The sequence below is a fragment of the Aquibium pacificum genome, from assembly GCF_040839445.1.
Taxonomy (GTDB): Bacteria; Pseudomonadota; Alphaproteobacteria; order Rhizobiales; family Rhizobiaceae; genus Aquibium; species Aquibium pacificus.
On sequence record NZ_JBDPGJ010000005.1, the window covers coordinates 411728 to 423999 of the forward strand.

Consider the following 12272-nt stretch of genomic DNA (forward strand, 5'->3'; position numbering starts at 1 on the left):
GGGGAACTTTCGCCGTTCAGAGATGCGGAGGTGCCGCTGTCAGCGGAATTCTTTCCCGCGCGGACGGCGTCAGGAAGAAAATCGTTCCGTACGCCAGTCCGCCGCGAATGCGCGGCAGCCCGGAAACCCGCTATCGTGGCATCTGGTAGGAGAGGAAACTCTTCGAGCGCGCGTCGAAGATCAGTCCGGTCTCGGTGAGCGCGGGGCTCGCCAGCGGAACGATGTTGCCGGCGATCTCGGATGGGTGCGGCAGCGTCTCCGGGTTCTCGCCCGGCATTGCCTGCGCCCTCATCGCGGTGCGGGTCGCACCCGGATTGACCGAGTTCACCCGGAGCGGCGTGTTCTTCGTCTCGTCCGCCCAGGATCGCGCAAGCGCCTCGACAGCCGCTTTCGAGGCCGCGTAGGGACCCCAGTAGGCGCGCGCGTTGTGGGCGGCGCCCGACGACAGGATGATGGCGCGGCCGGCATCCGATTTGTGCAGCAGCGGATCGACTGAGCGAATCAGGCGCCACACCCCGGTGACGTTCACCGCCATCACCTTTTCGAAGACCTTGGCCTCGATATGCGCGAGCGGCCCGATGACGCCGAGCACGCCCGCATTCGCCACGAGGATGTCGAGCTTGCCCCAGCGTTCGTGGATGGCTCCCCCGAGGCGATCGATGCCCGGCATATCGGTCAGGTCGAGCGGAACCAGCGTCGCCTCGCCTTTGCCCGTGCGGGCGTTTTCGGCCTTGATCTCGTCGTCGAGTTCCTCGAGCCCCCCGACGGTGCGCGCCACCGCGATCACATGCGCGCCCGCCGCCGCCATGTGCCTGGCGATGAAATAGCCGATGCCGCGCGATGCGCCGGTGACGAGGGCGGTGCGGCCGGTGAGGTCGGGATGCGCGTTCATGCGGGAGGTATCTCCAGAGATCATCGAGACCGGCTCTTAGTATGAATGTCTCCCGAACGAAACCCGGCGGCTTGCGGCGTCGGACGCGTTGGCTTACTTCCGCGCCGCGGGGACGACCCTGCATTTGCGACAATGACGGATGGGGACGGCCTCATCGCCTGCATGGGAGATGACGATGTCCTGGCTCATACTGTTTGCCGCTGGACTGTTCGAGATCGGCTGGGCGGTCGGCTTGAAATACACCGAGGGGTTCACGCGGCCGTGGCCCACTCTCGCCACCATCCTTTCCATGACGGTGAGCCTCGCGCTTCTCGGTCTCGCCCTGCGGACGCTGCCGCTCGGCACCGCCTATGCGGTGTGGACCGGCATCGGCACGATCGGCACCGTGGTTCTCGGCATCCTGCTCTTCGGCGAGTCCTCGGATGCGATCCGCCTCGCCTGCATCAGCCTTATCGTCGCCGGCATCGTCGGCCTGAAGCTGGTCACGCCGTAGGGACGAAAGCCCCTATCACTGCCCTCCGGTCGCCAGCAGCGACAGCGAGCGCACGTTGTCGGCGCCTTCGAAGTCGAGCAGCCGGGTGGGGTATTCGCCACTGAAGCAGGCGTCGCAGAATTGCGGAGCCTGCGCGTCACGTCCAGTCTCGCCGACGGCGCGGTAGAGGCCATCGATGGAGAGGAAGCCGAGCGAATCGACGCGGATGAAATCGGCCATCTCCTCGACCGACATGCGCGAGGCAAGAAGCTTGGCCTTCTCGGGTGTGTCGACTCCGTAGAAGCAGGAGGCGCGGGTCGGCGGCGAGGCGATGCGCATATGCACTTCCTTCGCACCCGCTTCGCGCACCATCTGCACGATCTTCTGGCTGGTGGTGCCGCGCACAATGGAATCGTCGACCAGCACCACGCGCTTGCCTTCGATCATCCGCCGGTTGGCGTTGTGCTTCAGTTTCACGCCCATGTGCCGGATCGAATCGCCCGGCGATATGAAGGTGCGGCCGACATAGTGGTTGCGGATGATGCCCAGTTCAAACGGCAGCCCCGCCTCCTGCGAGAAGCCGATCGCCGCCGGCGTTCCGGAATCCGGGACGGGGACGACGATATCGGCATCCACCGGGCTTTCGCGCGCCAGTTCCACCCCGATCTTCTTGCGGACGTCATAGACGTTGCGGCCTTCCACGGACGAATCCGGGCGGGCGAAGTAGACGTATTCGAAGATGCAGAAGCGCGATTTCGCCGGCTCGAAGGGGAAATGGCTCTCGATGCCGCTCGTGGTGACGACCACCATCTCGCCGGGCTTGAGATCGCGCACGAAACGCGCGCCGATGATGTCCAGCGCACAGGTCTCAGATGCGAGGATCCAGGCGCCGTCGAGGTCGCCGAGCACGAGCGGCCGTATCCCGAGCGGATCGCGGCAGCCGATCATCTTCTTGGACGTCAGCGCCACCAGCGAGAAGGCGCCTTCGATCTGCCGCACCGCCTCGACGAAACGGGCATTGGTGTCGCGCTGCTTGCTGGTCGCCACCAGGTGCAGGATCGTCTCGGTGTCGGATGTCGAGGAGAAGATCGCGCCTTGCTTCTGCAGGGCGCGCTGGACGGTCATCGCATTGGTGATGTTGCCGTTGTGGGCGATCGCAAGACCGCCGTCGGAGAGTTCGGCAAAAAACGGCTGAACGTTGCGCAGGCCCGCCCCGCCGGTCGTGGCGTAGCGGGTGTGGCCAATGGAGCGCGTGCCCTGCAACCGGTCGATCACCGACTGCTTGGTGAAGGTATCGCCGATGAGCCCGACATGGCGCTCGACGTGGAACTGCGAGCCGTCATAGGAGACGATGCCTGCGGCTTCCTGTCCCCGGTGCTGGAGCGCGTGCAGGCCGAGCGTGACGATCGCCGCCGCGTCCTGGCGGCCGAAGATACCGAACACCCCGCACTCGTCGTGGAAATGATCGTCGGCTTCGCCGGCGGATGTCTCCCGGTCGTCGTCGTGAATGCCGATCACTGAGTCTGCCATTGCAAACTGCCTCCGCGCCCGTAGCGCCGGTTCTCCGCCTGAATGGAAGCGGCGGATCAGTTGTTCGTCTCGGCCTCTCCGGCCGGCTCGGCTTCATCGCCGTCGGTCAGTCGCTTGAGGATCGAGTTCTCCGGATCGTCCGGAAGCAATTCCTGCAGCTTCGCGCCGATGCTTTCCAGCAGGGGCAGCGACTTCGCTCCGGCTATCCATGCCGGCTTGTTGTCGCCGACCAGCCAGTTGAAGAACATCAGGGCCACCGCGATCACCAGGATCCCTCGCGCCGCGCCGTATACGAACCCAAGCGTCCGGTCGAGCGCGCCGACGCGCGAATCGATGATGAAGTCGGCCACCTTCATCGTGATCACGGTCACCACGATCAGGGCGAGCAGGAAAACGATGGCCGCCGAGGCGGCGAGCGCGATCTTGTCGTTATCTATGTAGGGTGCGACGTAGGGGAGCACAAAGGGGTAGAAGAAAAAGGCCGCCGCCGCGGCCGCCGCCCAAGAGGCAATGGAGAGGAGTTCGCGCGAAAGACCGCGGACCATCGCTAGGATCGCGGAAACAAGCGCAAAGCCGACGAGAATTCCGTCAAGCAGCGTAATCGGCATCGTCGCCTACTCCAATCCGTCAGTCCGCCTCGCGGCCGCGCTTCGTTCCCGCGATCCGGGCAACGAGGTCGGCCAGCGCATCCGGCTGGAACGACCGCGCTGCGATCGATCCCGCCACGTCCCCGCTGCCGGCCGGCAGGACCGCCTGCCCGAAACCGAGTTTTTCCGCCTCTTTCAGCCGCTGCTGCGCATGCGCGACAGGCCTGACGGCGCCGGAAAGGCTGATTTCGCCGAAATAGACACAATCGGCGGGTAGGGCAAGTCCGGTGAGCGAGGAAACCAGTGCGGCGGCGACCGCGAGATCGGCTGCCGGCTCGGTGATGCGGTAGCCGCCGGCGACGTTGAGGTAGACGTCGTTCTGCGCGAAGCGGACCCCGCAATGCGCTTCCAGCACCGCAAGGATCATCGAGAGTCGCGCCGAATCCCAGCCGACCACTGCTCTGCGCGGCGTTCCGAGGGGGGAGGGGGCGACGAGCGCCTGGATCTCGACGAGCACGGGGCGCGTGCCCTCCATGCCCGCAAAGACGGCGGCGCCCGGCGCCTTGGCATGGCGCTCGCCGAGAAAAAGCTCCGACGGATTGGCGACCTCGCGCAGTCCCTTGTCGGACATTTCGAAGACGCCGATCTCGTCAGTGGGGCCGAATCGGTTCTTCACGGTGCGAAGGATGCGGTAATGGTGTCCGCCTTCGCCTTCGAAATAGAGCACGGCATCCACCATGTGCTCGACCACGCGCGGTCCGGCGATCTGGCCTTCCTTGGTCACGTGGCCGACCAGCACGATCGCGGCCCCGGTCGACTTGGCGTATCGGATCATCGCCTGCGCCGATGCGCGGACCTGCGTGACGGTCCCGGGCGCCGAATCGGCAATGTCCGTCCACAGGGTCTGGATCGAATCGAGGATCAGAAGATCCGGCCTGCGTCCTTCCGCGATGGTGGCGAGGATGTCCTCGACGTTCGTCTCGGCGGCGAGTTCGACGGGCGCATCGGCCGCGCCGAGGCGCTGGGCCCGCAGCCTGATCTGTGCCACCGCTTCCTCGCCCGACACGTAGACGATCCTGTGCCCCAGGCGGGCGAGCGCGGCAGCCGCCTGCGTGAGCAGCGTGGATTTTCCGATTCCCGGGTCGCCGCCGACCAGCAGGGCGGAGCCGCGCACGAAGCCGCCGCCGGTGGCACGGTCGAGTTCGCCGATGCCGCTGGCGATGCGCGGCGCGTCCTCGATTTCGCCGGACAGGGAAGTCAGCGTCACGGGGCGGCCCTTGCGGGCATTGCGCGTGGACGCCGGCCCCGAGCCGATGCCTCCCGCCGTACCTTCCTCGACAAGCGTGTTCCACTCGCCGCAGCCGTCGCACTTGCCTGCCCAGCGGTTGTGCACCGTACCGCAGTTCTGGCAGATGAACTGGACGCGCGATTTTGCCATCAGGATATTCTGTTCACTATGTGTTCTGATTGGCAGATCGACGCTTCTCCGTCAACGAAGCAGCATGGTCCATGCTGGCCAATCCCGGTCACGATGATTTCGATTCCGGCGGCTCGGCGCTGATATAGGCTCGGTGATAGCGCTGGCCGAGCCGGGTGAGAAGTTCGTAGGAGATCGTCCCGGCCGCCCGCGCGGCCTCGTCGATCGGCAGGTTGGGTCCGAAAAGCTCGATATGATCGCCCGTGGCGATGCCGTCCGCGCCCAGGTCGGTCACGTCGAACATAGTCAGGTCCATGGTCACGCGTCCGATGATGGGTACGCGGCGGCCGTTTACGAAGCCGTTGCCTCCGGGAAAGAGTTGGCGGATCGGCACGCCGCTGCCCGACGCCGCGCGCGGAAAGCCGTCGGCATACCCGACGGCGGCAACCGCGATGATGCTGTCGCGCTGGAGGACAGAGGTCGCGCCGTAGCTGATCGTCTCGCCCGCCTTGACATACCGGATCTGCGCCACGCGCGCCTCCGCCGTCACAACCGTTCGCATGGTCACCCCCGGAGCCGGCGATCCGCCGTAGACGGCGATACCGGGCCGGGTGAGGCCGAAATGAAAGTCGCGGCCCAAGAGCAGGCCGGAGGAGTTGACGAGGCTCGCTTCCATCTCGCCGAACGCGCGCCCAACGTTGCGGAAGATTTCGAGCTGCTTGCGGTTCTTGGGATCGTCGCGCTGGTCGGCGCAGGCGAGATGGCTCATCAGAAGCACGGGATTGACCGCCCTGGTCAGCATGTTCTCGTCTGCGAAGGCGATTGCCTCGGCCGGCGTGATGCCGAGGCGGTTCATGCCGGTGTCGACGTGGATGGCGCAGGGATGCGCGGCACCTTGCCGTCCGCAGAAGCGTTCCCAGATCGTCAGGTCGATGGCGGTGTTGATCACCGGGATCAGTTGCGATCTGGCGTATGTTTCGGCCGCGTCCAGCCCGAAGAGACCGTTGAGGACGAAGATACGGGATTGCGGCGCCGCGCGCCTGACCGCGAAGCCTTCTTCGGGCAGGGCGACGAAGAACGTGTCGCATCCGGCGGCCGCGAGGGCCGGAACGACATCGGCGATCCCGATGCCGTAGGCGTCAGCCTTGACGACGCCGGCGACGCCGGCGGGCGCGGCCACCTTTGCCAGGGCGCGATAGTTCGCCTGCAGCGAACGCAGGTCGATCGTCAGGCGACCACCGGCGAGGTGAGGTTTGGTCCCGGCCTCCCGGATGTGAAACGCCTCGTCCAACCGACTACTCGAATCGTTCCGGCAGGTGGCCTTCGTCCGCAAGGTCGGAGAAGCGGGTGAACTGGCCCTCGAAGGCGAGATCGACCGTGCCGGTCGGCCCGTGGCGCTGCTTGGCGATGATAAGTTCGGCCTTGCCCTTCACGCGCTCGAACTTTTCCTGCCACTGCTGGTGTTCCATCGTGCCGGGCTCCGGCTCCTTGTTCTGCATGTAGTATTCGTCGCGATAGACGAAAAGCACGACGTCGGCATCCTGCTCGATCGAGCCCGATTCGCGCAGGTCGGCCAGTTGCGGGCGCTTGTCGTCGCGGCTTTCGACCTGGCGCGACAGCTGCGACAGCGCCACGATTGGCACCTGCAGTTCCTTCGCCAGCGCCTTGAGGCCGGTGGTGATCTCGGTGATCTCCTGCACGCGGTTCTGGTTCGATTTCGACGAGGAGCCCTGCATCAGCTGGACGTAGTCGATCACGATCACGTCGAGCCCGCGCTGCCGCTTGAGCCGCCGCGCGCGGGCGGCCAGCTGGGCGATCGAGATGCCGCCGGTCTGGTCGATGAAGAGCGGGGTCTTCTGCATCATCTGCGCGCAGGCGACGAGCTTCTCGAAGTCCACCTCGGATATCTCGCCACGGCGGATCTTCGATGAGGAGATCTCCGTCTGCTCCGAGATGATGCGGGTGGCCAGCTGTTCGGACGACATTTCAAGCGAGAAGAAGCCGACTACGCCTCCCTTGGCGGCTTTGAATGAGCCGTCCGCCTGCTGGGCGGGCTGGTATGCCGAGGCGATGTTGAAGGCAATGTTGGTGGCGAGCGATGTCTTGCCCATGGCAGGGCGCCCGGCGAGGATGACCAGATCCGACGGCTGCAGCCCGCCGAGCCGCCGGTCGATGTCTCGGAAGCCGGTCGAGATGCCGGAGAGATGGCCGTCGCGCATGTAGGCGGCGTTGGCCATGTCCACTGCGGTCTTGACCGCGTCGGTGAAGCTTTCGAAGCCACCGTCGTAGCGTCCGGTCTCCGCAAGCTCGAAGAGGCGCCTTTCCGCGTCCTCGATCTGGTCGGAGGGCGACATGTCGACGGGCGCGTCGTAGGCGATGTTGACCATGTCCTCGCCGACGGTGATCAACGCGCGCCGCGTCGCGAGGTCGTAGATGGCCCGTCCGTAATCGGACGCGTTGATGATGGTCACGGCTTCTGCCGCAAGCCGCGCGAGATAATGCGCGACCGTGATATCGCCGACCTTTTCGTCAGCCGGCAGAAATGTCTTCATTGTCACCGGGTTGGCCATCTTGCCCATCCGGATCAATTCCCCGGCGATCTCGTAGATCTTGCGGTGCAGCGGTTCGTAGAAGTGAGGCGGCTTCAGGAAGTCCGAGACGCGATAGAACGCGTCATTGTTGACGAGGATGGCGCCCAGAAGCGCCTGCTCGGCCTCGATGTTGTTCGGCGCTTCGCGATAGAGCGGTGTTTCCGCCACGGCGAGCTTGCGGACTGCTTCTGCCATTTCTTTCCCGTCGATTCCCTGTCCGCCAACCGGGTATCAGAAGTGGCCGAACGATGGGGCGCGAATACACCTCACCGCCCGTGATTCACACTTCTCCACAGCCCGGGCTCGAAAGGATGAAATGTCGGTTGACGCGAATCGATCCCGAGACGCGACAGTCTAGCCGACTCGCGGATGCGAACGAAACGGGAAAGCCGGAGCGAGACACGCTTCGGCTTTCCATGCTGACGGTGGTTTTCCTTCGGCGCCGAAGCCGGAAGCAGAAGAAGTCTAGCGTATGACCATCTATTCGCCGGGCTCCGACATACGGCTGTGCGACGACTTTTCCGGCAGATGGCCGGGCTCGGCGGCTTCGTGTTCGGCCAGACCCTTTTCCGTCTCCAGCATGTACTGGCGGGTAATCGGCAGGACCGAATTGCTGCGTGTCAACTGGATCTGGAACACCATCAAGTCCTGCCAGCGGAAGGCAGCTTCCGATCCGACGAGGTAGAACTCCCACATGCGGCAGAAGCGCTCGTCGTAGATCGACTTGATGCGTTCACGGTTGGCCAGGAACCGCTGCCGCCAGTGCCTGAGCGTTTCGGCATAATGGAGCCTCAGGATCTCGACGTCGCCCGTCATCAGACCGGCACGCTCGACCGAAGGCAGCACCTCCGACAGCGCGGGAATGTATCCGCCCGGGAAGATGTGCTTGCGGATGAAAGCGTTGGTGGCGGTCGGAGGGCCGAACCGGCCGATCGAATGCAGGAGCATCACGCCGTCGGGCTTGAGGAGGGTGGCGCACTTGTCGAAAAACGTTCGGTAGTGGTTGACGCCGACGTGCTCGAACATCCCCACCGACACGATGCGGTCGAAACGCTCCGAGAGGTCGCGGTAATCGCGCAGTTCGAAATGCACGTGCGCGTCGAGACCTTCGGCATGAGCGCGCTCGGTGGCGATCGCGTGCTGTTCCTCCGAGAGCGTGATGCCGACGACGTCGACGTCGAAATTGCGGGCGAGATAGAGGCTCAGGCCCCCGAAGCCGCAGCCTATGTCGAGGACGGTCTGCCCCGGTCTCAGGTCCAGCTTGGCCGCGATGTGCCGCTTCTTGGCGAGCTGCGCCTCCTCGAGTGTCACGTCAGGGCTCTCGAAATAGGCGCAGGAGTACTGCATGTCGTTGTCGAGGAAGAGCCGGTAGAGTTCCGGCGAAAGGTCGTAATGCCGAGCCACGTTGCGCTTGGCGCGCACGGTGGTGTTGATCTGCTGGAAACGGCGGAAGGCACTGCGGGCGCTTTCGAGGGCTCGCGTCCATGCCACGTCGAGCCCGCTCGGGCCCATGTTCTGATAAGCGATCCGCAAAAGATCGATCAGGTCGCCTTCGACCACGTCCACTTCGCCGTCCATGTAGGTTTCGGGGACGGCGAGCATGGGATCGAATCCGATCGCGCGTTCGGCATGCTGTGTGCGGATGGCGATTGTGATCCGTGGGCCCGTTCCGTCACCGAACGTATGGGTCGAGCCACCAGGATCGACGATGGCGAGATTTCCGGTGCGAACCAGTCGCTCCATCACGTTGCGCAAGAGAATGTTCATCGACACACACCCCTTACTGAACAAGCTCCTCTCGCCCCGATGGTCACTTTCCGGAGCGATCCCGAAACATGCAACTGCTCGGCATGTTCCTTCAAGCAAAAAAATACCCGGACGTTTCCGCCCGGGTATTGAGCCTGTTCGGATGATCCGGGTGGATCAGGCGTTTTCTTCTTCTTCGAAACCCTCCTCGTTGGGATCGAAGAATGCATCGGGACGTGCGTTCTCGTTGATGTCCTCGCCGTAGATCGCTTCCAGGGAGTCCAGCTTCTCGCCGGCCGCCTGACGTTCGGCCTCGTCGGCGGAGCGCGCGACGTTGAGCGTGATCGTCACCTCGACCTCCGGATGAAGTGCGATGACGACGTTGGTGAGGCCAATCGACTTGATCGGATTGTTGAGCTCGACCTGGTTGCGGTTGACCGAGAAACCTTCGGCCGTCAGCAGTTCGGAAATGTCGCGCGGGGAGACGGAACCGTAGAGCTGGCCCGTCTCGCCGGCCGAGCGTACGACGACGAAGAACATGCCGTCGAGCTTCTCGGAGACCGACTGCGCCTCCGACTTGCGCTCCAGGTTGCGCGCTTCGAGCTGCGCGCGCTGGCCTTCGAACTTCTTCTTGTTGTTTTCGTTGGCGCGCAGCGCCTTGCCCTGCGGAAGCAGGAAATTGCGCGCGAACCCGTCCTTCACCCTGACGGTATCGCCCATCTGGCCCAGGCGGGAGATGCGCTCGAGAAGAATGACTTCCATTGGTCTTGTCCTTTCACGGGCCGGATTGCGGCCAAATCGGTTCGGGAACAGGTCAGGAAGCCGTGTCGGACGCGCTGTGCGTCGATGTCGCTGTCCTGCCTGTCGCGGCAGTTAGGGCGATGGCGCCCAACTCGGGATTTCTGAAGACCATCTCGCGCCGCACCCGAAGCGGCGGAAGGCCGGGCGGTCGAGCCGCCCGGCCGGCCGGATCACTTCACCACGTAGGGCAGCAGGCCGAGGAAGCGCGCGCGCTTGATCGCCTGGGCGAGTTCGCGCTGCTTCTTCTGGCTGACCGCGGTGATGCGCGAGGGGACGATCTTGCCGCGCTCGGAAATGTAGCGCTGCAGAAGACGGACGTCCTTGTAGTCGATCCGCGGCGCATTGGCGCCGGAGAACGGGCAGGTCTTGCGGCGGCGATGGAACGGCCGGCGCGTCGGGATCTGGTTGATGTCGACCATTAGTGCGAAGCTCCCTCGGACTGTTCACGGGGGCGGCGCGGGCCGCGATCGTCGCGGTCGCCGCCACGGTCACGATCGCCGCCGCCGCGCGGGCCGCGGTCACGGTCGCCGAAGCGCGGGCGGTCGCCGAAGCGGTCGCCGCGGTCGCTGCGCTCTTCGCGCTTCTGCATCATTGCGGAAACGCCTTCCTCATGCTTCTCGACACGGATCGTCATGAAGCGCAGGATGTCTTCCGACAGGCCCATCTGGCGCTCCATTTCCTGGATCGCCGCCGCCGGGGCGGTGATGTCCATGAGCGTGTAATAGGCCTTGCGGTTCTTCTTGATGCGGTAGGTGAGGGACTTCAGTCCCCAGTTCTCGACCCGACCGACACTGCCGCCATTCGCTTGGATGACACCCTTGTACTGTTCGACAAGGCCGTCGACCTGCTGCGAGGACAGATCCTGGCGGGCGAGAAACACATGTTCGTACAGAGCCATGAGCTTTCTTGCCTTTCTTCGTTTCGCTCGTCCGGTTCCCAACGGCTAAAGCCTCTGCGACAGCTCTTTCCGCGTTCGCGGAGAAGAAAGGCGCATTCGATGAGACGGTCGAGAGCGGAGACACGGGAGGCGGAAGGCTTGCACCTTCACACACGCGGATTTCCCTGAAAAACCTGGAGAAATGCACGGGCCCTCCGTTCAGCCCCCAGTCGGGACCGGCAGAGTGGTCGCGCTTATACGGCAATCTGCGTGCTTTGCAAGGCCCGGGATTCACATCGGGCTGACGAACAATACGACGGTGTAGACTGCGTATCCTGCAAGCATGACCGCGCCCGCGGCTTTCCCGAGCCGCTCGCCCGCGGTCAGCATGACGGCGAAGGCGATGCTAATCGCGATCATCAGTGGCACATCGAACCAGAGAAAGCGGGCGGAGATCGGAAGCGGCGCGATGATTGCCGTCGCGCCGAGAATACCGAGCACGTTGAAGATGTTGGAGCCGACGACGTTGCCGAGCGCCACGCCGGTTCTCCCGCGCCAGGCGGCGACGATGGAGGTGGCGAGTTCCGGCAGGCTGGTTCCGACGGCGACGACGGTCAGCCCCACGACCGCGTCCGAGATGCCCGCCGCGCGGGCGATCGAACTCGCCCCGTCGACGAGCCAGTTGGCGCCCGCAAAGAGCATGAGGATGCCGCCGATGAGGAGGGCGATGCTGCGCCAGAGCGGCTCCATCCCAACCGTGTCCGGCGCCACGAGATCATCGGCGGGACCGGGCTTGTCGTAGGCGTTTCGCGCCGCCCGGTAGTGGGCGTAGAGGTAGGCTGCGAGCAGGGCGACGAGCAGCAGCCCGCCAAGGCGCGGGATCGCACCCCAGGCGGCGGCCGGCAGGACGAGTGCCGACGAGGCGACCATCACGCGCAGGTCCCGCTTCAGGTCGCCGCCGAGAGCTGCCACCGAAGCGATGAGCGCCGTGAAACCGCCGATCAGAAGGATGTTGACGATATTCGAGCCGACGACATTGCCGACGGCGATTTCCGGGCTGCCCTTCAGGGCGGCCTGGACCGAAACGAGCAGTTCGGGCGTCGACGTCGCGAAGCCGACGATCGTCAGGCCGATGACGAGTTCGGAAACACCGAACCGGCGCGCGGCGGAAACGGCGCCGCGAACCAGGAACTCTCCGCCTCCAAACAGCAGCCCCATCCCGAGCAGAACGAGCAGAAGGTCTGTCCAGAAGCCCATGAAATCCCGATGATGCTGGTGGTTCGGCCTGCCCTAGATGGGTCGCTCGCCGCGTGCCCGCAAGCCGCCGGATACCATCGGGAGCCAGAAGCGGGCCATGAT

Annotated in this window: 12 protein-coding genes; 1 reads left to right on the forward strand and 11 read right to left on the reverse strand. The window is 64.7% G+C overall.

Features of this window, described 5'->3' with window-relative positions; genetic code table 11:
* Positions 1-130: 130 nt before the first annotated feature.
* Positions 131-892: an SDR family NAD(P)-dependent oxidoreductase gene (locus tag ABGN05_RS22420; RefSeq protein WP_367956272.1), complete on the reverse strand. Its 762-nt coding sequence runs from the start codon at positions 890-892 to the stop codon at positions 131-133.
* 175 nt (positions 893-1067) lie between these two features.
* Here ABGN05_RS22420 and sugE point away from each other — a divergent pair, with 175 nt between their 5' ends.
* A complete protein-coding gene (gene sugE, locus ABGN05_RS22425; RefSeq protein ID WP_367956273.1) occupies positions 1068-1385 on the forward strand; it encodes a quaternary ammonium compound efflux SMR transporter SugE in 318 nt (105 codons plus the stop codon).
* A 15-nt stretch (positions 1386-1400) separates the two neighbouring features.
* On the opposite strand, the gene purF is transcribed toward sugE, so the two are convergent.
* The 10 genes from purF to ABGN05_RS22475 form a co-directional block, all read right to left on the reverse strand.
* Positions 1401-2894, reverse strand: coding sequence for an amidophosphoribosyltransferase (gene purF / locus ABGN05_RS22430; RefSeq protein ID WP_367956274.1), 1494 nt, complete (start codon positions 2892-2894; stop codon positions 1401-1403).
* 56 nt (positions 2895-2950) lie between these two features.
* Complete coding sequence (locus ABGN05_RS22435; RefSeq protein ID WP_367956275.1) at positions 2951-3502, reverse strand: CvpA family protein; 552 nt, start codon at positions 3500-3502, stop codon at positions 2951-2953.
* A gap of 19 nt (positions 3503-3521) precedes the next feature.
* Positions 3522-4919, reverse strand: a complete 1398-nt coding sequence (gene radA / locus ABGN05_RS22440) for a DNA repair protein RadA (protein ID WP_367956276.1) — start codon at positions 4917-4919, stop codon at positions 3522-3524.
* An 88-nt stretch (positions 4920-5007) separates the two neighbouring features.
* Positions 5008-6189, reverse strand: a complete 1182-nt coding sequence (alr, locus tag ABGN05_RS22445) for an alanine racemase (RefSeq protein ID WP_367956277.1) — start codon at positions 6187-6189, stop codon at positions 5008-5010.
* 4 nt (positions 6190-6193) lie between these two features.
* Positions 6194-7684, reverse strand: a complete 1491-nt coding sequence (locus ABGN05_RS22450; RefSeq protein ID WP_367956278.1) for a replicative DNA helicase — start codon at positions 7682-7684, stop codon at positions 6194-6196.
* Between the two features lie 285 nt (positions 7685-7969).
* The gene (locus ABGN05_RS22455) at positions 7970-9256 is read right to left on the reverse strand and encodes a cyclopropane fatty acid synthase (RefSeq protein ID WP_367956279.1); all 1287 of its coding nucleotides are present in this window, start codon (positions 9254-9256) and stop codon (positions 7970-7972) included.
* A 156-nt stretch (positions 9257-9412) separates the two neighbouring features.
* A complete protein-coding gene (rplI, locus tag ABGN05_RS22460; RefSeq protein ID WP_367956280.1) occupies positions 9413-9997 on the reverse strand; it encodes a 50S ribosomal protein L9 in 585 nt (194 codons plus the stop codon).
* Between the two features lie 209 nt (positions 9998-10206).
* The gene (gene rpsR / locus ABGN05_RS22465) at positions 10207-10455 is read right to left on the reverse strand and encodes a 30S ribosomal protein S18 (protein WP_072603868.1); all 249 of its coding nucleotides are present in this window, start codon (positions 10453-10455) and stop codon (positions 10207-10209) included.
* Positions 10455-10934, reverse strand: a complete 480-nt coding sequence (gene rpsF, locus ABGN05_RS22470; protein ID WP_367956281.1) for a 30S ribosomal protein S6 — start codon at positions 10932-10934, stop codon at positions 10455-10457. The genes rpsR and rpsF overlap by 1 nt, the downstream gene beginning before the upstream one ends.
* A gap of 270 nt (positions 10935-11204) precedes the next feature.
* Positions 11205-12170, reverse strand: coding sequence for a calcium/sodium antiporter (locus tag ABGN05_RS22475; RefSeq protein ID WP_367956282.1), 966 nt, complete (start codon positions 12168-12170; stop codon positions 11205-11207).
* Between the last annotated feature and the right edge of the window lie 102 nt (positions 12171-12272).